The organism is Lelliottia sp. 7254-16, assembly GCF_002922995.1.
Taxonomy (GTDB): domain Bacteria; phylum Pseudomonadota; class Gammaproteobacteria; order Enterobacterales; family Enterobacteriaceae; genus Enterobacter; species Enterobacter jeotgali.
On the sequence record NZ_PQVS01000006.1, the window covers coordinates 123,951 to 148,716 of the forward strand.

At 54.3% G+C, this 24,766-nt stretch carries 19 protein-coding genes; 14 read left to right on the top strand and 5 right to left on the bottom strand.

Features of this window, described 5'->3' with window-relative positions:
* Positions 1-99 precede the first annotated feature (99 nt).
* The 4 genes from C3708_RS10660 (at position 100) to C3708_RS10675 (ending at position 5,377) form a co-directional block, all read left to right on the top strand.
* Entirely contained in the window at positions 100-1,455 is a 1,356-nt protein-coding gene (locus tag C3708_RS10660; RefSeq protein ID WP_103946573.1) for an MFS transporter, read from the top strand.
* On the top strand, positions 1,455-2,795 hold the full coding sequence (locus C3708_RS10665) for an enolase C-terminal domain-like protein (RefSeq protein WP_103949276.1): 1,341 nt from the start codon (positions 1,455-1,457) through the stop codon (positions 2,793-2,795). Before C3708_RS10660 ends, C3708_RS10665 begins: the two co-directional genes overlap by 1 nt.
* Before the next feature lie 16 nt (positions 2,796-2,811).
* On the top strand, positions 2,812-4,149 hold the full coding sequence (gene gudD, locus C3708_RS10670) for a glucarate dehydratase (RefSeq protein ID WP_095283173.1): 1,338 nt from the start codon (positions 2,812-2,814) through the stop codon (positions 4,147-4,149).
* An 88-nt stretch (positions 4,150-4,237) separates the two neighbouring features.
* Positions 4,238-5,377 (top strand): glycerate kinase, encoded by a 1,140-nt coding sequence (locus C3708_RS10675; protein ID WP_103949229.1) that lies wholly within the window; start codon positions 4,238-4,240, stop codon positions 5,375-5,377.
* A gap of 12 nt (positions 5,378-5,389) precedes the next feature.
* On the opposite strand, the gene C3708_RS10680 is transcribed toward C3708_RS10675, so the two are convergent.
* The gene (locus C3708_RS10680) at positions 5,390-5,749 is read right to left on the bottom strand and encodes a hypothetical protein (RefSeq protein WP_103972660.1); all 360 of its coding nucleotides are present in this window, start codon (positions 5,747-5,749) and stop codon (positions 5,390-5,392) included.
* A 159-nt stretch (positions 5,750-5,908) separates the two neighbouring features.
* On the bottom strand, positions 5,909-8,671 hold the full coding sequence (gene barA / locus C3708_RS10685) for a two-component sensor histidine kinase BarA (protein ID WP_103949231.1): 2,763 nt from the start codon (positions 8,669-8,671) through the stop codon (positions 5,909-5,911).
* Between the two features lie 57 nt (positions 8,672-8,728).
* Here barA and rlmD point away from each other — a divergent pair, with 57 nt between their 5' ends.
* The 7 genes from rlmD (at position 8,729) to eno (ending at position 17,699) form a co-directional block, all read left to right on the top strand.
* Positions 8,729-10,027 carry a 23S rRNA (uracil(1939)-C(5))-methyltransferase RlmD gene (gene rlmD, locus C3708_RS10690; RefSeq protein WP_103949232.1) on the top strand — a complete coding sequence of 433 codons (1,299 nt, stop codon included), beginning with the start codon at positions 8,729-8,731 and terminating at the stop codon, positions 10,025-10,027.
* A gap of 52 nt (positions 10,028-10,079) precedes the next feature.
* Positions 10,080-12,311 carry a GTP diphosphokinase gene (gene relA / locus C3708_RS10695; RefSeq protein WP_095283164.1) on the top strand — a complete coding sequence of 744 codons (2,232 nt, stop codon included), beginning with the start codon at positions 10,080-10,082 and terminating at the stop codon, positions 12,309-12,311.
* Between the two features lie 161 nt (positions 12,312-12,472).
* Positions 12,473-13,255 carry a DUF4225 domain-containing protein gene (locus C3708_RS10700; RefSeq protein ID WP_158251362.1) on the top strand — a complete coding sequence of 261 codons (783 nt, stop codon included), beginning with the start codon at positions 12,473-12,475 and terminating at the stop codon, positions 13,253-13,255.
* A gap of 2 nt (positions 13,256-13,257) precedes the next feature.
* The gene (locus tag C3708_RS10705) at positions 13,258-13,581 is read left to right on the top strand and encodes a hypothetical protein (protein WP_103949234.1); all 324 of its coding nucleotides are present in this window, start codon (positions 13,258-13,260) and stop codon (positions 13,579-13,581) included.
* A 68-nt stretch (positions 13,582-13,649) separates the two neighbouring features.
* On the top strand, positions 13,650-14,459 hold the full coding sequence (mazG, locus tag C3708_RS10710; RefSeq protein WP_103949235.1) for a nucleoside triphosphate pyrophosphohydrolase: 810 nt from the start codon (positions 13,650-13,652) through the stop codon (positions 14,457-14,459).
* A gap of 224 nt (positions 14,460-14,683) precedes the next feature.
* On the top strand, positions 14,684-16,321 hold the full coding sequence (gene pyrG, locus C3708_RS10715) for a glutamine hydrolyzing CTP synthase (RefSeq protein ID WP_095283160.1): 1,638 nt from the start codon (positions 14,684-14,686) through the stop codon (positions 16,319-16,321).
* A gap of 82 nt (positions 16,322-16,403) precedes the next feature.
* Entirely contained in the window at positions 16,404-17,699 is a 1,296-nt protein-coding gene (gene eno / locus C3708_RS10720) for a phosphopyruvate hydratase (RefSeq protein WP_095283158.1), read from the top strand.
* A 59-nt stretch (positions 17,700-17,758) separates the two neighbouring features.
* On the opposite strand, the gene C3708_RS10725 is transcribed toward eno, so the two are convergent.
* Complete coding sequence (locus C3708_RS10725; protein ID WP_103946570.1) at positions 17,759-18,583, bottom strand: MurR/RpiR family transcriptional regulator; 825 nt, start codon at positions 18,581-18,583, stop codon at positions 17,759-17,761.
* Positions 18,584-18,748: 165 nt separating this feature from the next.
* Between C3708_RS10725 and C3708_RS10730 the strand changes: the two genes are divergently transcribed.
* The 3 genes from C3708_RS10730 to queE all read left to right on the top strand — a co-directional run bounded on the left by C3708_RS10730 (position 18,749) and on the right by queE (position 21,737).
* Complete coding sequence (locus tag C3708_RS10730; RefSeq protein ID WP_103949236.1) at positions 18,749-20,305, top strand: PTS transporter subunit EIIC; 1,557 nt, start codon at positions 18,749-18,751, stop codon at positions 20,303-20,305.
* A complete protein-coding gene (locus C3708_RS10735; RefSeq protein WP_103949237.1) occupies positions 20,305-20,994 on the top strand; it encodes an N-acetylmannosamine-6-phosphate 2-epimerase in 690 nt (229 codons plus the stop codon). The genes C3708_RS10730 and C3708_RS10735 overlap by 1 nt, the downstream gene beginning before the upstream one ends.
* 71 nt (positions 20,995-21,065) lie before the next feature.
* Positions 21,066-21,737: a 7-carboxy-7-deazaguanine synthase QueE gene (gene queE / locus C3708_RS10740; RefSeq protein ID WP_095283150.1), complete on the top strand. Its 672-nt coding sequence runs from the start codon at positions 21,066-21,068 to the stop codon at positions 21,735-21,737.
* Positions 21,738-21,846: 109 nt separating this feature from the next.
* Here queE and C3708_RS10745 read toward each other — a convergent pair whose 3' ends face one another.
* The gene (locus tag C3708_RS10745) at positions 21,847-23,325 is read right to left on the bottom strand and encodes an FGGY-family carbohydrate kinase (RefSeq protein ID WP_103949238.1); all 1,479 of its coding nucleotides are present in this window, start codon (positions 23,323-23,325) and stop codon (positions 21,847-21,849) included.
* Positions 23,298-24,578 carry a nitrate/nitrite transporter gene (locus C3708_RS10750; protein ID WP_103949239.1) on the bottom strand — a complete coding sequence of 427 codons (1,281 nt, stop codon included), beginning with the start codon at positions 24,576-24,578 and terminating at the stop codon, positions 23,298-23,300. The genes C3708_RS10745 and C3708_RS10750 overlap by 28 nt, the downstream gene beginning before the upstream one ends.
* Between the last annotated feature and the right edge of the window lie 188 nt (positions 24,579-24,766).

The following is a 24,766-nucleotide window of genomic DNA, read 5'->3' on the forward strand; positions in this document are numbered from 1 at the left end:
GTACCAAAACTGCAAAACACTAACCTCTCATTCTGATTACCCTACAGGTTATGTCGTACAGAATGAACCTGGCGCAAGCCAAGATTCAGGAGTGCAACAATGAGTACATTAAGCCAAGCGGCGAGCAGCGCTGAGAAGCGCACTAATGCTCGCTACTGGATAGTGGTGATGCTGTTTATCGTCACGTCCTTTAACTATGGCGACCGCGCCACGCTGTCGATTGCCGGTTCTGAAATGGCGAAAGATATCGGCCTCGATCCGGTCGGCATGGGGTACGTCTTCTCCGCATTCTCATGGGCCTACGTGATTGGCCAAATCCCTGGCGGCTGGCTGCTCGACCGATTCGGCTCGAAACGCGTCTATTTCTGGTCCATTTTTATCTGGTCGATGTTTACCCTGCTGCAGGGCTTCGTCGATATCTTCAACGGCTTCGGCATCATCGTTGCCCTCTTCACCTTACGATTCCTCGTTGGTTTAGCGGAAGCGCCTTCCTTCCCGGGCAACAGCCGTATCGTCGCGGCCTGGTTCCCGGCGCAGGAGAGGGGCACGGCGGTGGCGATTTTTAACTCCGCCCAGTATTTCGCCACGGTCATTTTCGCCCCGATCATGGGCTGGTTGACCCACGAAGTGGGCTGGTCACATGTCTTCTTCTTTATGGGAGGACTGGGGATCATCATCAGCTTTGTCTGGCTCAAAGTGATCCACGAGCCGAACCAGCATCCCGGTGTGAACCAGAAAGAGCTGGATTACATCGCCGAGGGTGGCGGACTGATCAACATGGATCAGAAAAGCGCCAAAGCCAAAGTTCCGTTTAGCCAAAAATGGCTGCAAATCAAACAGCTGGTTGGCTCGCGGATGATGATTGGTATCTACCTCGGCCAATACTGCATTAACGCCTTAACTTACTTCTTTATCACCTGGTTCCCGGTCTATCTGGTGCAGGCGCGCGGGATGTCAATTCTGAAAGCGGGATTTGTCGCCTCGGTTCCGGCGGTGTGCGGCTTTATCGGCGGCGTGCTCGGCGGGGTAATTTCCGACTGGCTGATGCGTCGTACCGGTTCGCTGAATATTGCGCGAAAAACGCCAATTGTGCTGGGCATGCTGCTCTCCATGACGATGGTGTTCTGTAACTACGTCAACGCCGAGTGGATGATTATCGGCTTTATGGCGATGGCCTTCTTCGGCAAGGGGATTGGTGCGCTGGGCTGGGCAGTCATGGCTGACACCGCGCCGAAAGAGATCAGCGGTCTCAGCGGCGGGCTGTTTAATATGTTCGGTAACATTTCCGGCATCGTCACCCCGATTGCCATCGGCTATATCGTCGGCACCACCGGCTCCTTCAACGGTGCGCTGATTTACGTCGGCGTCCACGCGCTGGTGGCGGTCCTGAGTTATCTGGTGCTGGTGGGCGATATCAAACGCGTTGAACTCAAACCGGTCACGGGGCGAGCATGATGAATACTCAATCAAGTCCAATAATTACCGATATGCAGGTCATTCCGGTGGCTGGCTTCGACAGTATGCTGCTGAACATTGGCGGCGCGCACAACGCGTACTTTACCCGCAATATCGTGGTGCTCACGGACAGCACAGGGAATACCGGTGTCGGTGAAGCGCCAGGCGGAGAAGTGATTCTTCAGACCTTGCTCGACGCGATTCCAATGGTGGTCGGTCAGCAAATCGCTCGCCTGAACAAAGTGGTGCAGCAGGTTCACAAAGGCAATCAGGCTGCCGATTTTGACACCTTTGGTAAAGGGGCCTGGACGTTCGAACTGCGGGTCAATGCGGTGGCTGCGCTCGAAGCGGCGCTGCTCGATCTCCTCGGCAAAGCGCTGAACGTCCCGGTGTGCGAACTTTTAGGCCCAGGTAAACAGCGCGATGCAGTCACCGTACTTGGGTATCTGTTCTACGTCGGCGATCGGCAGAAAACCGATCTGCCGTATCTGGCTGAAACGCCCAGTAAGCATGACTGGTATCGCCTGCGCCATCAGGAAGCGCTCACCAGCGAGGCGGTGGTGCGTCTGGCTGAAGCCGCGCAGGACCGCTACGGCTTTAAAGATTTCAAACTCAAAGGCGGCGTGCTGCCGGGTGAGCAAGAGATCGACAGCGCCCGCGCCCTGAAAAAACGTTTCCCGGACGCGCGGATCACCGTCGATCCGAACGGCGCCTGGCTGCTGGATGAAGCGATATCACTGTGCAAAGGGCTGAACGACGTGCTCACGTATGCGGAAGATCCGTGCGGAGCTGAGCAGGGATTCTCCGGTCGCGAGGTGATGGCCGAGTTCCGCCGCGCGACGGGGCTGCCGGTAGCGACCAATATGATCGCCACAAACTGGCGAGAAATGGGCCATGCAGTCATGCTCAATTCGGTGGATATTCCGCTGGCCGATCCGCACTTCTGGACGCTCTCCGGCGCGGTGCGTGTCGCGCAGCTGTGCGACGACTTGGGCCTGACCTGGGGCTGTCACTCGAACAACCATTTCGATATTTCACTGGCGATGTTTACCCACGTCGGAGCCGCGGCGCCGGGTAAGCCAACGGCTATCGATACGCACTGGATCTGGCAGGAGGGCGACGCGCGCCTGACCAAAAATCCGCTGGAGATTAAAGACGGCAAGATTGCCGTACCGGATGCGCCGGGGCTGGGCGTCGAGCTGGACTGGGATCAGATCCACAAGGCGCACGAGCTGTACAAGAAGCTGCCGGGCGGTGCGCGCAATGACGCGGGCCCGATGCAGTATCTCGTTCCCGGTTGGACATTTGACCGCAAACGCCCGGCGTTCGGTCGCCACTAATCAAAAGGATTGCACGATGAACACGTTTTCTACCCCTGTTGTGACGTCCATGCAGATTGTTCCCGTTGCGGGCCACGACAGCATGCTGATGAACCTGAGCGGTGCCCATGCTCCGTTCTTTACCCGCAACATTGTGATTATCAAAGACAACTCCGGCCACACGGGCGTGGGGGAAATTCCTGGCGGCGAGAAGATCCGCAAAACCCTGGAAGACGCAATCCCGCTGGTGGTGGGTAAAACCCTTGGCGAATACAAAAATGTCTTAAACGCCGTTCGCGGTGCCTTTGCCGACCGCGATGCGGGCGGGCGCGGGCTGCAAACTTTCGATCTGCGCACCACCATTCACGTGGTGACCGGGATCGAAGCCGCGATGTTAGATCTGCTGGGCCAGCACTTAGGCGTCAACGTCGCTTCGCTGCTCGGTGAAGGTCAGCAGCGCAGCGAAGTCGAAATGCTCGGCTATCTGTTCTTCGTGGGCGATCGCAAACTGACACCGCTGGAATACCAGAGTCAGCCGGACGAAAAATGTGACTGGTATCGCCTGCGCCACGACGAAGCCATGACCCCGGATGCAGTGGTGCGTCTGGCCGAAGCGGCTTACGAAAAATACGGCTTTAACGATTTCAAACTGAAGGGCGGCGTGCTGGCGGGCGAAGAAGAGGCTGAGTCGATTGTCGCGCTGGCGAAACGCTTCCCGCAGGCGCGCGTCACCCTCGATCCGAACGGGGCGTGGTCGCTCAATGAAGCGATCGGCATCGGCAAACAGCTGAAAGGCGTGCTGGCGTACGCGGAAGATCCGTGTGGCGCAGAGCAGGGCTTCTCCGGGCGCGAAGTGATGGCCGAGTTCCGCCGCGCCACCGGTTTGCCGACCGCGACCAACATGATCGCCACCGACTGGCGCCAGATGGGTCACACATTGTCGCTGCAATCCGTTGATATCCCACTGGCAGACCCGCACTTCTGGACGATGCAAGGCTCCGTGCGGGTGGCGCAAATGTGTCATGAGTTCGGCCTGACCTGGGGTTCTCACTCTAACAACCACTTCGATATCTCACTGGCGATGTTCACCCACGTCGCGGCGGCCGCTCCGGGCAAGATTACCGCCATCGATACGCACTGGATTTGGCAGGAAGGTAATCAGCGCCTGACCAAGCAACCGTTCGAGATCAAAGGCGGCATGGTTCAAGTGCCGACCACGCCTGGACTGGGCGTCGAGCTGGATATGGATCAACTGATGAAAGCGCACGAGCTGTATCAAAAGCACGGCCTCGGCGCGCGCGATGACGCGATGGCGATGCAATATCTCATCCCGGACTGGACGTTTAACAACAAGCGTCCCTGCATGGTGCGCTGAGTGTGAATGCCGGTTCCTGCGGGAGTCGGCATTTTTGTATTCCGCGTGGGTGTATGCTCAATCCCGTCAACAGGCGTAAGGATGGCTTATGAAAATTGTTATTGCACCGGACTCGTACAAGGAGAGTTTGAGTGCTCTTGAGGTGGCGACGGCGATCGAGCAGGGATTTCGCGAGATTTTCCCCGACGCAGACTACGTCAAACTGCCCGTTGCCGACGGCGGCGAAGGGACGGTTGAGGCGATGGTCGCCGCCACGCAGGGCGGCATTATCAAAGTGCAGGTCACAGGGCCATTGGGCGAAAACGCCGAAGGGTTCTACGGATTATCCGGCGACAAGCAGAGCGCATTTATCGAAATGGCGGCGGCAAGCGGCCTGGAGATGGTCGCACCGTCCTTACGCAATCCGTTAAAAACCACCTCCTGGGGCACCGGTGAACTGATTCGTCACGCCCTGGATGCGGGGGTGAAACATATCATCATTGGCATTGGCGGCAGCGCGACCAATGACGGCGGGGCCGGTATGGTGCAGGCGCTGGGCGCGAAACTGCTGGATGGCAATGGCAATCCGATTGGGCTCGGCGGCGGTGAACTGGAAAAGCTGGCGCGCATTGATATCAGCGAACTGGATACGCGCCTGGCTGACTGCCGGATTGAAGTGGCCTGCGACGTCACGAATCCGCTGACTGGCGCTGAGGGCGCGTCGGCAGTATTTGGCCCGCAGAAAGGGGCGACGCCGGAGATGATCGACAGACTGGACGCTGCCCTGGCGCATTACGCGAAAATCATTGCTCGTGACCTGGATATCGAGGTTCTCAATCTTGAGGGCGGTGGTGCAGCCGGAGGAATGGGCGCGGCGCTGTATGCGTTTTGCGGTGCGGAATTGCGCCAGGGGATTGAGATTGTCACCGACGCGCTGCATCTGGATAAGCACGTTGCGAACGCCGACATGGTGATTACCGGCGAAGGGCGAATCGACAGCCAAACGATCCACGGCAAAGTCCCCGTCGGCGTGGCAAAGGTGGCTAAACGGTACAACAAGCCGGTGATCGGGATAGCGGGGAGTTTGACGGCGGATGTCGGCGTGGTGCATCAGCACGGGATCGACGCGGTGTTCAGCGTGATTTATACGGTGTGTACGCTGGAAGAGGCGCTGGAAAATGCCGAAGAGAATGTGCGGATGGCGGCGCGGAATATTGCGGCGGTGTTGAAGGTGGGAATGAGCTTGTAGTTTGCCCTCACCCTAACCCTCTCCCTGTGGGAGAGGGAACTGTACGGTACTGCTTCCACTCTCTCTTTTGATAATCATGGGCTCCTCGTTTTTCTCCCTCTCCCGTAGGAGAGGGAACTGTACGGTACAGCTTCCACTCTCTCTTTTGATAATCATGGGCTCCTCGTTTTTCTCCCTCTCCCGTAGGAGAGGGAACTGTACGGTACAGCTTCCACTCTCTCTTTTGATAATCATGGGCTCCTCGTTTTTCTCCCTCTCCCGTAGGAGAGGGAACTGTACGGTACAGCTTCCACTCTCTCTTTTGATAATCATGGGCTCCTCGTTTTTCTCCCTCTCCCTGTGGGAGAGGGAATTGTACGGTACGGCTTCCACTCTCTCTTTTGATAATCATGGGCTCCTTGTTTTTCTCCCTCTCCCTGTGGGAGAGGGAACTGTACGGTACAGTTTCCACTCTCTCTTTTGATAATCATGGGCTCCTGGTTTTTCTCCCTCTCCCTGTGGGAGAGGGCAGGGTGAGGGCACCAGACCGCACTAATTAACCCCCAGCACCTTCCTCGCCTCACGTGTCACGTTGTCCATCTCATCCAGCAATTCCAGAAACTCCGGTTCCAGCTCGGATTCCGCCGTCCCTGAACGCAGCTGCTGTTCAAGCAAATGGCAGAGACTTTTCAGGCGCGGAACACCGCTGTAACTACAGCTGCCATGCAGTTTATGAATCGCTTCCAGCAGATCGTCCGGATGCTCACCCACCAACTGCTCTTCCACTTTATTACGAATTTCCGGCAGGAACGCGATCAGCATTTGCAGCATATCTCGCGCCAGATCGGTTTTTCCTGCGGCCTGGCGCAGCGCCAGCTGCCAGTCGAGTGTGGCATTCGGGTTGACGTTGATCTCTACGCGCTCTGGTGTTGCTGAAGACATTCCGCCAGAGAAGCCCGGTTTATAGCGTAACAGCAGGCTGTGGAGTTTCTCTTCGTCGATCGGTTTCGCCAGGTAATCGTTCATCCCGGCACTCAGCAATTTTTCTTTCTGTCCGGCCATCGCGTGGGCTGTCACCGCAATCACCGGGGTATGTTGCTGATGCGGAAGCTGGCGAATCAGCTCGCAGGCGCGGATGCCATCCATGCCTGGCATCTGGATATCCATCAAAATCAGATCAAACTGCATCTGCTTGGCATTTTCCACCGCCTGCGGACCGCTGTTGCACAGCTCCACGTGATGCACCTGATCTTCGAGCAATACGCCGATGAGCTTCAGGTTTGCCGGGTTATCGTCGACCGCCATCACGCTCATTGGCAGCTTGTGATCGTCACTGGTGACGGGGATCGCGTGGTGATTAATGCGGCAATATTCCGTCAGTGCGGGCAGCAGGCGCGTGGCGGTGAGTGGTTTTAACAGACAGGCGGCAGCACCGTCGTTTTTCAACTCTTCAGCGTTAAGCTGCGCGTGGCACGGCAGGGCCAAAAGCAGGTAATCGGTCATCGAGGCAGCCTTCGCCAGCCGCTCCTGCTGCATGGTCAGCTCGCCGGTGAATGTCACCGGGATCCCCATCAGCAAAATGTCGTAATGATCGACCGCCAGCGCCGAGAATGTCGGGCTGTAAATCACCTCTAGCGGCGTGGTGCTGAGGACGTCCAGCGTGCTTTGTGCCGCAGCGGTATTAGGCTCGACATAGGCCAGACGCTTGCCGCGCAGGCAATCGGTCACGGGACCGTCGGTCACCACATTCGGATTCAGATCGAGATTAATATGGAACCAGAAGGTGGAGCCGCGATTCGGCTGGCTGTGGAAGGAGATATCCCCGCCCATCTCTTTCACCAGTTTCTGGGTGATCACCAGCCCAAGGCCGGTCCCGCCGTGGCGCCGGGAAATACTGGCATCTGCCTGGCGGAATGCCTGGAACAAACGCGACTGATCGCGTTCGGGAATACCAATTCCGGTATCGCGGATCTGAACCTCAATCTGCACTTTGTTATTACTGATCGCCCGTCGTTCTACCAGCACATCAATGTTGCCGCTTTCGGTAAATTTGATCGCATTGCCCACCAGATTGGTGATCACCTGCTGCAGGCGCAGCGGATCGCCGATCACATTATCCGGCACATCATTTTTAATGTTCAGCGTCAGCTCAAGACCTTTGTCGTGCGATGAGTGGGCCAGCAGGGTGACCACTTCATCCATCGTGCTGCGCAGCGGGAACGGAATGCTTTCGAGGATCAGCTTGCCCGCTTCCAGTTTGGAGAAGTCCAGCACGTCGTTGATAATCGCCAGCAGATTATTGGCGGAACGTTCGATGGTGTGCAGGTGATCGCGCTGAGTTGGATTAAGTTCCGACTTGAGCGTCAGGCGCGTAAAGCCAATCACCCCGTTGAGGGGCGTTCGCAGCTCGTGGGACATGTTGGCGAGGAACTCAGATTTAATGCGCGCCGCTTCCTGAGCGCGTTTCTTCGCAAGGTCCAGCTCGACGTTCTGAATCTCCATCTGCTCTAAGGTTTCGCGCAGATCGGAGGTCGCCTGATCGACGTTATGCTGCATCTCTTCGTGATAGGCCGCCAGCGACATCGCCATCGAGTTAATGCCGTTTTTCAGCATATCCAGTTCGCCGAGCATAAAGCCTTCGACGCGGCTATCAAGTTGCCCGCGACGAATGCGGTCGACGGTATTCACCATATTGCGAATTGGGCTTGTCACATCACGCATCAATCGCCAGCCGAAAATGAGCGCAATGCCGATGCAGAACAGCATCATGACGGTAGAGATGAAGATTTCTTTGTACTGCTGTAAACGCACCGACTTGAGATCCAGCTCCAGCGCCACATATCCCAGAATATTATTACTGGCCTTGGCGTCGGCCTGAACCGATTCATCCGGTGAATAGCTTTCCGAGATGATGGGCGTACGCAGAATCATGATATCGCCGCGCCTCAGCACGCTCAAATGGCGTGGGAAGGGCGTGCCGTCCGGGATTTTAAGCTCGCTCGGGTCGAGATGAAAATTCGAGGTCACGAACAGATGGTTGTTCTCGTCATAGACCGAAATGGCGCGCACGATTTCTGAATGTCGGCGATGCAGCACGCTAATTAATTGGCCGAGCGAATCGCGGTTTTGCAGATTCATCCCGTATTCGCTGGAGACGGCCAGCGGTTCGATGATGCTGGCTCCCGCATCTTCCAGTTGACGCTGCAAGTCGTTGTAACGGTGCACAACAAAGAAGATGCTCAGCAGCAAACCGATTAATACGGTCGGGGCGAGAATCAAAATCATCATGCGCGCGCGCAGGCTGTAGTTGGTCATGGAGTTCCGTTATGGGACAATTAGGGTCATTATGTTTATTTGAGAAAAATCTCGGCGATGGCGCAATTCTACTCTGCAAAGCGACGCGTGACGACGCGTCAGATCATAACTGTTGATGTGACAGACCTTGACCCGTTCGGCCAGGGCGTTGCGCGTCATCAAGGCAAGACCGTGTTTATCCCCGGATTATTACCCACCGAGCGTGCTGAAGTCACCCTGACGGAAGACAAGAGCAAGTATGCGCGCGCCAGGGTGAAGCGTCGCCTTAATGATAGCGCGGAACGCACCGCGCCTCGCTGCCCGCATTTTGGCGTCTGCGGCGGCTGCCAGCAGCAGCATGCCAGCGTTGCTCTGCAACAGCGCAGCAAAAGCACCGCGCTGGCACGCCTCATCAAGCACGACGTAAACGAAATTATCTCAGGCGAACCGTGGGGATATCGCCGCCGGGCGCGTCTGAGCCTCAACTTCCAGCCAAAAACGCAAAAGCTGGAAATGGGTTTTCGCAAAAGTAGCGCCACTGACATTGTCGATGTGAAACAATGCCCTGTTTTGGTGCCCCGTCTTGAAGCATTGCTCCCGCATTTGCGCAAATGCCTTTCTGAATTGCAGGGCGTGCGCTCGCTCGGACACGTGGAACTGGTGCTGGCCGACAACGCTCCGCTGATGGTGCTGCGTCACACTGCGCCACTTTCTGCCAAAGACCGCGAAAAACTGGAACGCTTTTCGCATTCTCACGAGCTGGCGCTTTTTCTCGCGCCGCAAAGCGAGATACTTGAGCAGGTTACGGGTGACGCTCCCTGGTATGTGTCGGACGGGCTACGCTTAACGTTCAGCCCGCGCGACTTCATTCAGGTAAATGACGGCGTGAACCAGCAGATGGTTGCCACCGCCGTTGAGTGGCTGGATGTTCAGCCTGGCGATCGAGTGCTCGATCTGTTCTGCGGAATGGGGAATTTCACCCTTCCACTGGCAAAACGGGCGGCAAGCGTTGTCGGCGTTGAAGGTGTCGAGGCTCTGGTGGCAAAAGGGCAGGAAAATGCGCAGCGCAATGCGTTGCACAATGTGACATTTTTTCATGAAAATCTGGAGGAGGATGTCACTTTGCAGCCGTGGGCAAAGCACGGTTTCGATAAAATTCTGCTCGACCCGGCACGCGCCGGTGCGCCAGGCGTAATGCAGCATATAATTAAACTCGCGCCAAAACGCGTGGTCTATGTTTCCTGTAACCCGGCCACGCTCGCCCGCGACAGTGAGGCATTATTGAGCGCGGGTTACCAAATTCAGCGTCTGGCAATGCTGGACATGTTCCCGCACACTGGGCATCTGGAATCGATGGTGTTGTTCGCGAAAATCTGATGAATTTCGGCTTGTCGAATTCGACAGGCCCTGGTCCCTAAAGGAGAGGACGATGGTTGCGGTAAGAAGTGCACATCTCAATAAAGCTGGTGAATTTGACCCACAAAAATGGATCGCAAGTCTGGGGATTTCCAGCCAGCAGTCGTGTGAACGCTTAACCGAAACCTGGGCCTATTGTCTGCGAACGACCAAGGGACATGCCGACGCCGAGCTGCTGTTATGGCGCGGCATTGAGATGGTCGAAATCCTCTCTATGCTCAACATGGATCTCGAAACGCTGCAGGCCGCGCTGCTCTTCCCCCTGGCAGACGCCGAAGTGGTGAGCGAAGACGTGCTGCGCGAAAGCGTCGGCAATCCCGTCGTGGTGTTGATCCACGGCGTGCGCGACATGGCTGCCATTCGCCAGTTGAAAGCGGCCCAGACGGATTCCGTCTCCTCCGAACAGGTCGATAACGTCCGCCGTATGCTGCTGGCAATGGTGGACGATTTCCGCTGCGTGGTGATTAAACTCGCCGAACGTATCGCACACCTGCGTGAAGTGAAAGACGCACCGGAAGATGAACGCGTGCTGGCGGCGAAAGAGTGTACCAATATCTACGCGCCTCTCGCGAACCGCTTAGGTATCGGCCAGCTGAAATGGGAGCTGGAAGATTACTGCTTCCGCTATTTGCATCCGGCGGAATACAAGCGAATTGCGAAACTGCTGCACGAGCGTCGTATCGATCGTGAGCATTACATCGATGAGTTCGTCGGCGGCCTGCGCCAGTCGATGAAAGAAGAGAACGTGCGGGCTGAAGTCTATGGTCGTCCGAAGCACATCTACAGCATCTGGCGCAAAATGCAGAAAAAGCATCTCGCTTTTGACGAACTGTTCGACGTGCGTGCGGTGCGCATCGTCGCTGACCGCCTGCAGGACTGCTACGCCGCGCTGGGGATAGTGCATACTCACTTCCGCCATTTGCCGGATGAATTCGACGACTACGTGGCGAACCCGAAACCGAACGGTTATCAGTCAATCCACACCGTGGTGCTCGGCCCCGGCGGTAAAACCGTTGAGATTCAGATCCGTACCAAACAGATGCACGAAGATGCTGAACTCGGCGTCGCGGCGCACTGGAAATACAAAGAAGGCCCATCGAGCGGTACGCGCACCGGCCACGAAGATCGCATTGCGTGGCTGCGTAAGCTGATTGCGTGGCAGGAAGAGATGGCCGATTCCGGCGAAATGCTCGACGAAGTGCGCAGCCAGGTCTTTGACGACCGTGTCTACGTCTTTACGCCAAAAGGTGACGTTGTGGACCTGCCAGCAGGTTCAACGCCGCTCGATTTCGCCTACCACATCCACAGTGACGTGGGGCATCGTTGCATCGGGGCGAAGATCGGCGGGCGCATCGTGCCGTTTACCTATCAGCTGCAGATGGGCGATCAGATTGAAATCATCACCCAGAAACAGCCGAACCCGAGCCGCGACTGGCTGAATCCGAACCTGGGCTATGTCACCACCAGCCGTGGACGATCCAAAATTCACGCGTGGTTCCGTAAGCAAGACCGGGACAAAAACATTCTGGCGGGCCGGCAGATCCTTGATGATGAACTTGAGCATTTAGGTATCAGCATCAAAGAGGCGGAAAAACACCTGCTGCCGCGCTACAACTTTAACGAACTGGATGAGCTGCTGGCGGCCATTGGCGGCGGAGATATTCGCCTTAACCAGATGGTGAACTTCCTGCAATCGCAGTTCAATAAACCGAGCGCAGCGGAGCAGGATGCAGCGGCGCTGAAGCAGCTTCAGCAGAAAACCCATGCCCCACAGCATCGCAGCAAAGACAATGGCCGGGTGGTTGTTGAGGGCGTCGGTAATCTGATGCACCACATCGCCCGCTGCTGCCAGCCGATCCCGGGGGATGATATCGTTGGTTTTATCACCCAAGGGCGCGGGATTTCTATTCACCGTTCCGACTGCGATCAGTTGGCCGAGCTGCAATCCCACGCGCCAGAACGCATTGTCGACGCGGTGTGGGGTGAAAGTTACTCTGCGGGCTACTCGCTGGTGGTGCGCGTCACCGCCAACGATCGCAGCGGCCTGCTGCGCGATATCACCACTATTCTTGCGAACGAGAAGGTTAATGTCCTTGGCGTTGCGAGTCGCAGCGATACCCGCGAGCAGCTTGCGACCATCGATATGACCATTGAAATCTACAACCTGCAGGTGCTGGGCCGCGTGCTTGGTAAGCTGAACCAGGTGCCGGACGTGATTGACGCGCGTCGTCTGCACGGCGGGTAATAACTCGGAGGCCACTGAATTTCTCGGTGGCCTCTTTGCTATAGCGGGCACATTTCCGAATTCTTATCTGATCGCTCAATTTTATGTTTTTACGCAGTAAACTCTCTCCGATATTTATGTTTAGACAGTTTAAATGTGAATTAACCGCAGCGGAGGCACTAATGTTTTATGGATCAAAGGAAGAATTTGAAATTCAGAAAGATGAGTTTATGACTGTCGCACAGCGTTTGTGGATGACAGAACCTTCTTACTTTAAGCAATCAGACTATTTTAGCAGAATAATTGACGTGGTCAGGCAGGTCGAAACTGAAATTCAAATGAGTTGCTTGTCATGGTTGGGAGGAGAGGAAATATTAAAGTATAAAACGGCTGTTCTTAACTATCAGCGCTCGGTGATAATGAATAATAAAATTTATTCACGCTGGATGGCTGAACAAGAGTACAAAAACAAACGAGCTGCAGAGTTATATAATCTCTACACCAAAATAATAGGATTCTTATCAGGTATAGGCCAGGTTACTACCGGCGTGGGGCTATGTGTATCAACCGGGGGAAGTGCAACGGTACCTGGGTCTGCAATGATTCTGCAAGGTCTGAACAATATCTATGAGAACGGTTATTACCTTGCCGTTTATGAAGAAGCCTCAGGGCCACTCAGAGAAGCATACCATTACGCGGCATCTAAGGCTGGTTATGGTGGGAAACAAGGGGATATTGCTTACGGTACAATAGACCTTGTGCTATCGGGATATGGTATGGCCAGAAGAATTCCCACGCCGAGAGAAAGGTCATGGAATCTCTTCGGCATTAGATTGCATCAGACAGACTATGTCAAAGGCGTGAGTAACATGACTAAACCTCTTTTTATGCTTGAAATCATCAGCGATGAAGTGACTGTTTTATCATTGATGCCCACTTATAATGAAACTGACTTGAGGCACTAAGTATGGAGCAGGATATTATTTTCTCTTCAAGACCATGGCTTCCAGTCATTTTATATTATTTGACAGGGGTTATTTTTCTCATTGGCTGTTATTTGTTGTATCGCTTGATCAAGATTCATTCAAGCATATCCTCTCGATTTTTATTAATTATTTTTACAACGTTGTGCTGTGCTGCTCACATTATCACGGGATACTACGATGCGGTGGGCTATCACGGTTATGGTCATAGCCTACTGCGGGCGTACGATATAGCAGATTACGAAACGATCCGTTACGGTGTTATTTTGTTCGTCACTCTGAATGGGCTATTAATCTGTCGGGTATAACAATAGAGGATGGCAGTCATCCGGCGACAGGTTATCATGAGCCAAAGTGAAGATGATAAAGAGGCCGTATGACTGTCACGAACCATAAAACTCAACTCGACCGCCTGCTCGGCATTATGAAACGTCTGCGCGACCCGGAAAACGGCTGTCCGTGGGACAAAGAGCAGACCTTCGCCACCATCGCACCGTACACCCTCGAAGAGACCTACGAAGTACTGGACGCTATCTCGCGCGAAGATTTTGACGATCTGCGCGGTGAACTGGGCGATCTGCTGTTCCAGGTGGTCTTTTATGCGCAGATGGCGCAGGAAGAGGGGCGCTTTGATTTCAATGATATTTGTGCTGCCATTAGCGACAAACTGGAGCGTCGCCATCCGCATATTTTTGGCGACGCCTCTGCGGGAAACAGCGAAGAAGTGCTGGTTCGCTGGGAGCAAATTAAAAGTGCTGAACGTGCTGAAAAGTCCCAACATTCGGCACTGGATGATATTCCGCTGAGCCTCCCGTCACTGATGCGTGCGCATAAAATCCAGAAGCGTTGTTCTGCCGTGGGCTTTGACTGGACCTCACTTGGCCCGGTGCTCGACAAAGTCTACGAAGAGATCGACGAAGTGATGGATGAAGCCAAACAAGCGGTAATTGATGAAGCCCGGCTGGAAGAGGAGATGGGCGATCTGCTGTTTGCGACGGTCAATCTTTCCCGTCATTTGGGGGTAAAAGCCGAAACCGCGCTGCAAAAAGCCAACCTCAAATTCGAACGTCGCTTCCGCGAAGTCGAGCGCATTGTTGCGGCGCGCGGCCTGGAAATGACCGGCGTTGACCTCGATTTGATGGAAGAAGTGTGGCAGGAAGTAAAACGCCAGGAACATGATCTCTAACGGATTTTTGCGATCAAGCGCAATTTGTGTGATTTTTTAAATGACAAGCGCTTGATTTGCGTCAAAAACATTTACCCAAAAGGGGCTATTTTCTCACTCCCTATGTTTGTCAAAGCCTGAGACAGGAGACGGAGAATGAAAGTTTGTGGCGCTCGCCGTGTTCGGGTATACTACTTTCCCGTCTTGGTTATTCCATCGTTCCAACCTAACTTCTCAGGTTCAGCATGACAACGAACTATATTTTTGTGACCGGCGGGGTTGTATCCTCTCTGGGTAAAGGCATTGCCGCAGCCTCTCTCGCGGCCATTCTTGAAGCCCGTGGCCTCAATGTGACTATGATGAAACTGGATCCGTACATCAACGTCGATCCAGGCACCATGAGCCCAATCCAGCACGGCGAAGTGTTCGTTACTGAAGACGGCGCTGAAACCGATTTGGACTTAGGTCACTACGAGCGCTTCATTCGTACCAAAATGAGTCGCCGCAACAACTTCACTACGGGTCGTATCTACTCCGACGTTCTGCGTAAAGAACGCCGTGGCGACTACTTAGGCGCAACCGTTCAGGTTATCCCGCACATCACCAACGCTATCAAAGAGCGCATCATCGCAGGTGGCGAAGGCCACGACGTTGTGCTGGTTGAAATTGGCGGTACGGTCGGTGATATCGAATCTCTGCCATTCCTGGAAGCGATTCGTCAGTTGGCGGTTGATATCGGTCGTGAACACGCGCTATTCATGCACCTGACGCTGGTGCCATACATGGCCGCTGCTGGTGAAGTGAAAACTAAACCGACTCAGCACTCCGTTAAAGAACTGCTTTCTATCGGTATCCAGCCGGATATCCTGATTTGCCGCTCCGATCGTGCCGTTCCGGCCAACGAGCGCGCGAAAATTGCATTGTTCTGTAACGTTGCTGAAAAGGCTGTGATTTCTCTGAAAGACGTCGATTCCATTTATAAAATCCCGGGCCTGTTGAAATCACAGGGTCTGGACGATTATATTTGTAAACGATTCAGCTTGAACTGTCCGGAAGCTAATCTGTCAGAATGGGAACAGGTTATCTATGAAGAAGCGAATCCGGCAGGCGAAGTGACTATCGGTATGGTTGGCAAGTATATTGAACTGCCAGATGCCTATAAGTCAGTTATTGAAGCGCTGAAACACGGTGGTTTGAAGAATCGCGTAACGGTTAACATCAAGCTGATTGATTCGCAGGATGTTGAAACGCGCGGTGTCGAAATTCTGAAAGATCTGGATGCTATTCTGATCCCTGGCGGCTTCGGCTACCGTGGTGTTGAAGGCAAGATCGCTACCGCACGCTTTGCGCGTGAGAACAATATTCCTTACCTCGGCATTTGCCTGGGTATGCAGGTTGCGTTGATCGAGTTCGCTCGTAACGTAGTCGGGATGGAAAACGCGAACTCTACGGAATTTGTGCCAGACTGTAAGTACCCTGTTGTGGCGCTTATCACAGAATGGCGCGATGAAGACGGCAACGTTGAAGTCCGTACTGAGAAGAGCGATCTGGGTGGCACGATGCGTCTTGGCGCTCAGGCTTGCCAGGTATCTGATGACAGTCTGGTTCGCAAGATGTACGGTGCGCCAACTATCACCGAACGCCATCGTCACCGCTACGAAGTCAACAACATGCTGTTGAAACAAATTGAAGCTGCGGGTCTGCGTATTGCGGGCCGTTCCGGGGATGATCAGTTAGTCGAGATCATTGAAGTGCCAAACCATCCGTGGTTTGTCGCTTGTCAATTCCACCCGGAATTTACTTCTACGCCGCGTGACGGACATCCGCTGTTTGCAGGCTTTGTGAAAGCCGCTAGCGAATATCAGAAGCGTCAGGCGAAGTAAAAAAAGTTAGAACGGCAACGCGTACCTCAGGTACGCGTTGTTTGTCTGGAGTTTTAGTTTAACTTGTACTGAGGAAAATCTAATGTCCAAAATCGTTAAAGTCATCGGTCGTGAAATCATCGACTCCCGTGGTAACCCGACCGTTGAAGCCGAAGTTCACCTGGAAGGTGGTTTCGTTGGTATGGCTGCAGCTCCATCAGGTGCTTCAACTGGTTCCCGCGAAGCGCTGGAACTGCGCGATGGCGACAAATCCCGTTTCCTGGGTAAAGGCGTAACCAAAGCTGTTGGTGCGGTTAACGGTCCTATCGCTCAGGCACTCCTTGGCAAAGACGCCAAAGACCAGGCTGGCATCGATAAAATCATGATCGACCTGGACGGTACTGAAAACAAATCTAACTTCGGTGCGAACGCAATCCTGGCTGTGTCTCTGGCAAACGCCAAAGCTGCTGCTGCTTCTAAAGGTCAGCCGCTGTATGAGCACATCGCTGAACTGAACGGCACTCCAGGTAAATACTCCATGCCGGTTCCGATGATGAACATCATCAACGGTGGCGAGCACGCGGATAACAACGTTGATATCCAGGAGTTCATGATTCAGCCTGTTGGCGCGAAAACTCTGAAAGAAGCCATCCGTATGGGTTCTGAAGTGTTCCACACCCTGGCTAAAGTTCTGAAATCTAAAGGCATGGGTACTGCTGTTGGTGACGAAGGTGGCTACGCGCCTAACCTGGGTTCTAACGCAGAAGCTCTGGCTGTTATCGCTGAAGCGGTAAAAGCAGCAGGTTACGAGCTGGGTAAAGACATCACCCTGGCGATGGACTGTGCAGCATCTGAATTCTACAAAGACGGTAAATACGTTCTGGCTGGCGAAGGCAACAAAGCATTCTCCTCCGAAGAATTTACTCACTTCCTGGAAGAACTGACCAAACAGTACCCAATCGTCTCTATCGAAGACGGTCTGGACGAATCTGACTGGGATGGTTTCGCATACCAGACTAAAGTTCTGGGCGACAAAATCCAGCTGGTTGGTGACGATCTGTTCGTAACCAACACCAAGATCCTGAAAGAAGGTATCGAGAAAGGCATCGTTAACTCCATCCTGATCAAATTCAACCAGATCGGTTCTCTGACCGAAACTCTGGCTGCGATCAAAATGGCGAAAGACGCTGGCTACACTGCCGTTATCTCTCACCGTTCAGGCGAAACTGAAGACGCTACCATTGCTGACCTGGCTGTTGGTACCGCTGCAGGCCAGATCAAAACCGGTTCTATGAGCCGTTCTGATCGCGTAGCTAAATACAACCAGCTGATTCGTATCGAAGAAGCACTGGGCGAAAAAGCTCCGTACAACGGTCGTAAAGAGATCAAAGGTCAGTAATCTACTGAGCTTTCACTCTTAAGAAAAAACCCGCTTCGGCGGGTTTTTTTATGGCTGATTTACAGCAGTAAGGGAAGGGTGGCGCTCGCCGTTTGTTGGCTGATATCGCCGTAGCGATCGTCGAGCGTAATCAGCGACGTCGCAAGCAACTCCACCAGCAGCATTACGCCCACTTTGGCATTCAATGCCCCCGCGCTCAGCGGCCCTTCGGGTTTTGCTGCCACCAGCAACATATCGCTAATCGACGCCAGCGGGCTGCGCGGCGTGTTACTCAGCGCCAGCACCTTCGCACCGCGCTTACGTGCCAGCTTCACCACGTGCAGCAGATCGCGCGTCGAGCCGGAACTCGAAATGGCCACAATTAGATCGTCCGGGTTTAGGGTCGTGGCGTTCATCGACGCCCGATGCATATCGCTGAATAACTGAGCTGGTTTCCCCAGACGCAGCAGTTTGTAATGCAGATATTCACCTATGATGGCGCTGGCCGCGACACCATAAATATAGACCGAGCGCGACTGATGCAGCGCTTGCGCCGCTTTTAGCAGCATATCCCTGTCGAGCAGTTGCGAAGTGTCGCGCAACGCCTGCACCGACTCCTCAACCACCTCATCAATCTCATCACCTTTTCGGCTCGGCGCCTGTATCCGCTGAACGTCCAGCGCCAGCGCCATCTTAAATTCCGTATATCCCTTACACCCCAGCGCGCGACACAGGCGCGTCACGCTCGCTTCACTGGTGTCACTTTCACGCGCCAGCTCGGTGATCGTCAGATACAGCACTTTTGCAGGATCGTTTAATACGAACTCGCCCAGTTTTTGCTGAGTAGGGCTGTATCCGGAGACGCCCTGGCGCAGCCGTAGCAGCAGATTTTCATTTTCTGACATGCAAGATCCTTAATGCGTTTCTCTGCGGCTAGTGTGGCGGAAAGTGGGGCCGAGATGCCAGTCATTTTAAAAAAGTATGATCATCCTCCAGGTTATTGGTGATAATTTTCAATTTATGTATTTTATGTGGTAAAAATTTTCACCATTAACAGGGGAAATGAAAATATGATGCAAATGTTCAGTGGCGCCTCCTCCGGGGCATGGTTTGAAAAGGCGCAGCGGTTCGGTAAATCGTTCATGCTGCCGATAGCTGTATTACCCGCGGCGGGTCTGCTACTGGGGATTGGCGGAGCGTTATCCAACCCGAATACGCTAACCGCGTACCCGTTCCTGGATGTCGGCTGGCTTCAGGCCATATTTACGATTATGAGCAGCGCCGGGTCGATTGTGTTTGCCAACCTTTCTGTGCTGTTTGCCGTTGGGGTGGCCGTTGGGCTGGCGAAAACGGATAAAGGCACCGCCGGGCTTGCGGCACTGCTTGCCTTTCTGGTGATGAATGCCACCATCAATGCGCTTTTGATCCTCACCGGCACGCTGGCGCATGAAAACCCGGGCGCGGTCGGTCAGGGGATGACGCTCGGTATCCAGACCCTTGAAACCGGCGTGTTCGGCGGCGTGGTGATTGGTCTCGTGACCTGCACATTGCACCATCGCTTCAACAAAATCGCGTTACCGCAGTTCCTCGGTTTCTTCGGCGGCTCGCGCTTTGTGCCGATTATCAGCTCGCTGGCGGCGATTGTGGTCGGTGCGTTGATGACGGTTATCTGGCCGCATTTCCAGAAAATGATTTTTGGGCTTGGCGGGCTGGTGGATGCGACCGGCTTTCTCGGTACGTTCTTATACGGTTTTATCCTGCGTATGCTCGGCCCGTTTGGTCTGCACCATATCTTCTATCTGCCATTCTGGACCACGGCACTGGGCGGAAGTGAAATCGTTAATGGCCAGCTGGTCGAAGGTACGCAGCGAATCTTCTTCGCGCAGCTTGCCGATCCGAATACCCAGCAATTTTACATCGGCACTTCGCGCTTCATGTCCGGGCGCTTTATCACCATGATGTTCGGTCTGCTGGGTGCGTGTCTGGCGATGTACCACACGGCGAAACCAGAGAATAAAAAGCGCGTCGCAGGCCTGCTGCTCTCGGCGGCGCTGACCTCATTCCTGACTGGGATCACCGAGCCGATTGAGTTCTCATTCCTGTTCGTTGCCCCGGTTTTATACGTCATCCATGCCTTCTTCGATGGGCTGGCGTTCATGATCGCCCATATTCTGCACATCACCATCGGCCAGACCTTCTCGGGTGGTTTCATCGATTTCATCCTGTTTGGCGTCCTTCAGGGCGAAGCCAAAACCCACTGGATGTACGTCCCGCTGGTCGGCATTCCGTGGTTCTTCCTCTACTACTTCACCTTCCGTTTCCTGATTAACCGCTTTGGTTTTGCCACGCCGGGTCGCGAGAAAGAGGCGGTTGTCGAAAGCACGCTGCCACAGAGCGAACGCGCGGCGGCGGTGATTGCGGGATTAGGCGGAAGAGAAAATCTGGAAGAGGTGGACTGCTGCGCCACGCGACTGCGCGTGACCGTAAAAGACGGTAGCAAAGTTGACGAAGCGGCACTGAAAGCGACCGGCGCACGTGGCGTCATCGTCCGAGGGAACGGGGTTCAGGTCATTTATGGCCCGCACGTCACCATCATTAAAAACGAAGTCGAAGAGAGTTTAGCGTAATGAAAACGGTACTGGATGTTTTGAAAGGCAAATTGATCGTCTCCTGTCAGGCGCTGGAAAACGAACCGCTGCACAGTTCATTTATCATGTCGCGCATGGCGCTGGCGGCGGCGCAGGGCGGGGCGGTTGCCATTCGCGCCAACAGCGTGGTGGATATTGCCGCCATCAAAGAGACTGTCTCGTTACCGGTGATTGGCATCATCAAACGTGATTATGCGGACAGCGAGGTGTTTATCACCGCCACGATGAAGGAGGTCGACGAGCTGATGGCGGTGACGCCGGAAATCATTGCCCTCGACGCTACCGCCCGCCCGCGTCCGAACGGCGAAACGCTGGCCGCGCTGGTGGAAAAAATCCGCGCGCGCTATCCGTCTCTGCTGTTGATGGCCGATATCGCAACCGTCGCGGAGGCTAAAACCGCGCAGGATCTCGGATTTGACTGCGTTGGCACCACGCTTCACGGCTATACGGCGAATACGACGGGCCGTCTGTTGCGTGAAAACGACTGCGGATTCTTACGCGACGTGCTGGCGGCGGTGACGATTCCGGTCGTCGCGGAAGGCAACGTCGACACGCCAGAACTGGCCGCGCGCTGCCTGGAATTAGGCGCGCATACGGTGGTGGTGGGCGGCGCAATTACGCGTCCACAGCAAATAACGGCCCGCTTTGTGGCGGCAATAGGGGCGTAAAGCACCGATCGGGCATGATACTTAGGCGGGGATCTGCGATACTTAACGTTTATCCCCAAACTGAGATGACTATGCAGTACCCGATTAACGAGATGTTCCAGACCCTGCAAGGCGAGGGTTACTTCACTGGCGTTCCTGCTATTTTTATTCGATTACAGGGATGCCCGGTTGGCTGTGCCTGGTGTGATACCAAACATACGTGGGATAAACTCGCAGATCGGGAAGTGTCGCTGTTTAGCATTCTGGCCAAAACCAAAGAGAGTGACAAATGGGGCGCCGGGAGTGCGGAAGACCTGCTGGCGATCATCGGTCGTCAGGGCTGGACCGCCCGCCATGTGGTGATCACCGGGGGTGAACCCTGCATTCACGACTTAACCTCGCTCACGGAGCTGCTGGAAAAGAACGGCTACAGTTGCCAGATTGAAACCAGCGGCACCCACGAAGTGCGCTGCTCGCACTCCACCTGGGTCACCGTGTCACCAAAAGTGAACATGCGCGGCGGGTATGATGTGCTGTCGCAGGCGCTGGAACGTGCGGATGAGATCAAACATCCGGTGGGCCGCGTGCGTGATATTGAAGCACTTGATGAACTGCTGGCGACACTGACGGACGAAAAGCAGCGCATCATTGCCCTGCAGCCCATCAGCCAGAAAGACGACGCCACGCGTCTGTGCATTGAAACCTGTATCGCCCGCAACTGGCGTCTGTCGATGCAGACGCACAAGTATCTGAATATAGCCTGAGGTAAAAGCAAAACAGCAACGCAAGTTGCTGTTTTTAGTGTTTTCTCCCTCTCCCCGTGGGAGAGGGCAGGGGTGAGGGCATCAGACCGCACCCACCCGGCAAAAAAATCTACGCGTTCGACCAGCTCTGAATCGCCTCCACCTCGCTTAAATCCCCATGGAAAACCGCGTACGATTTTTTCAGAATCGGGTCGGTATGCTGAGTGAGCTCCCTGAAGATCCCTTTATTCATCGCCTCATAGCACACCGCGTGGGCCGCGACCGGCGTAAACACATCTTTTACCCGCACCATGTTATCCACCGCCTGCTGATAAGACGAATAAAGCCCGAGGCCCACAGCTGTATTGATCGCCGCACCGAGGCTGGCGCAGCCGTTGATCGCATTGCGCTGCGTCGGCAGGTTAAACACGTCCGCGAAAATCTGCATAAACAGATCGCTGTTTGAGCCGCCGCCGGTAATGATCACCCTCTTGGCAAAATGCTGTCTTTCAGTACACATGTTGTCGTAGTTGTTTTTCAGCGTCAGGGCGATGCTTTCCAGAATCGAACGATAAATCCATGCATAATCCATCGTGGCGTTAAAGCCAATCATGATCCCACGTTTGTACGGCTCCCACGGGTTGGTCAGCCAGTCCAGTACGGTCATCAGGCCATCGCAGCCCGGCGGCACGTGGCTGGCTTTTTGGTTGAGGTAATCTTCCGGGGAAACGCCCTGTTTTTTGGCGTCCTGAATCAGCGATTCACCGAGCATGTCGCGCAACCAGCTCACGGTCCACATCCCTTTGCGGATGCCGTAGCCCTCGTACAACAGGGTTTCTGGAATCGACGACATAATCGGCCAGTAGGCCTGCGGATCTTTTGGCAGCGCTTTGCCATTCATCATCAGTGCGATGTAGGTCCCTAACGAAATCACGGCGGTTTCGTCGTCTAGCAGCCCCGCGCCAAGCGCTTCGACCGCTTTATCGCTGGTGCTGCATACCACCGGCAGACCCTGCGGGAATCCGGTCGCTTTCGCGGCTTCTGGGGTGATATGGCCTAAGATCGTGCCCGGCATCTGCACGTCAAACAGCATTTCGCGCGGGATATTGAATTTCTTAAATACCGCTGCGTCATCGCTCCAGCTCCAGGTTTTATAATCGACTGGCCACTGACCAAAGTAGTTGGCGATGTTGTCTTTACGTTCACCGGTCAGGCGATGTGACAGATAGCCGGAAAATGATGTCACGTATGCCACATCTGACTGAGTATGTTCATAAGGGCGCGTCACGCGTGCATCCTGCCAGCTGATCAGCGGCGCAGCGGGCGTGCCGTCGGATTTGAGCAGGGCGCGGCAGCAGCGGATCGAACCAAGCCCAATGCCGACAATCTCCTCTGGTTTGCCGCCAAACTGGCGCATCAAGTCTTTCCCCGCCGCGCACAGTGAAGTCCAGAGATCGTCGTCAGGATGCTCAACCGTATCGGCATCGGGCGTATGCATCGGCTGTAGCAGGCCTTTGCCTTCACACACCACGTTCCCTTTCAGATCGTACATCACCACTTTGGTGCTCTGACTCCCGCCATCTATTCCAATGATGTAATGCTTTGACATTGCTCTTCTCCTTTGATTTTTCGAAACAGCAGGAAAGTAAAGACGATAACCATGCACACCGCGCCCAGGCCCATCATCCACATATTGCGATAGGCCTCAGCGGCAGGCAGCGTGTCCTGCCAGTGGCCGACGATAGGGTAAACAAAGACGTCCGGCAGAAAGCCGACCACCGAGCAGATCCCAACGGTAGTCCCCATGATGAACGTTGGCGTTCTGGCTTCGCCTGGGCAGGCGAAATACAGCCCGCGCGAGGCATAACAGGTAAAGGCCAGCAGTAAAATAAGGCCGATGCCCACCGCGACGGACTGCGGATGATTGTTGGTGGCGAGTAGCGCCAGTAGCGTCAACGCGCTAACAACAGAGAGGATCTGAATCACGCGCGTGGGGGATTTCACCCGGCTATAGGTGGTGATAATTCCGCCCAGCGGGCCGCAGAACGCACGGAAGATTTTGTTGATGACGATCCCCATATAGCTCGCGGCAACCAGCGTCATGCCGTACATTTCGGTCAGATAGTTGGTGGAATAGCTGAGGATGGCGTAAATCGTATACACGCCAAAAATAATCAGGCTGCAATACCAGGTGGTGCTGATCCGCAGTACGGCAAAAATGTCGCTGAGCTGGAAGGCTTTCTTATCGGCGGTAACTCCGGGTCCGTTCTGACGGGTTCCGTCGGTGACGAAGAACCAGCACAAGATCCCGAGAAGAATGTACACCACGCTGTAGATCAGGATCACCGTTTTCAGGCTGTTGGCGTCATCGGGTTCAAATCGTGAAAACGCCCACATGGTAAACACCGCCAGCGACATCACGCCCACGCCGCGCAACCCTTCCATCCAGCCCATGATCTTGCCTTGTTCGCTGCTGTCACCCAGCATTGATGCCGCTTTGATCGACACAGACCACAGCATTAGAATGGTGGTGACGGCAAAGGCCACCTGAATCAGCAGCATCACCCACAGGGGTGGGTAAGTGGCCATAATAAAGCCCAGCAATCCGGTAATAATCATCGCAGAAGTAATCATTTTGCGATGGGAAAACTTATCGGCAATAACCCCGCTTGGCGCATAAAGAATAATTGCGGTTATTCCGAAAGTACTCATGATTAACCCTATTTCGGTATTGCTAAATCCCATAAATTTTGCCATTGGGATTTGATAGATATAGCGCAAATAGGCCAAGTCAAAGCTCACGCCACCGCTAAAACTAATAATGGCGAGGGTTATCCAGCGACGCCAGGGTGAATGTTGCATAGCGATCTCTCGTGTTAAGGGTAGATGTTATCAGGCTAAAAAAAAGACAAAAAAAAGAGAAAAGTAAACCGCCCTTTGAGGAGCAGATTACTTTTCTCATGGTCTCGAGTAATTGCCATTACAAATATCATGAGCGTTTATGTTTGAGTGTGAGAATAATCACGCTTCTGACCATTTATTATTTCATT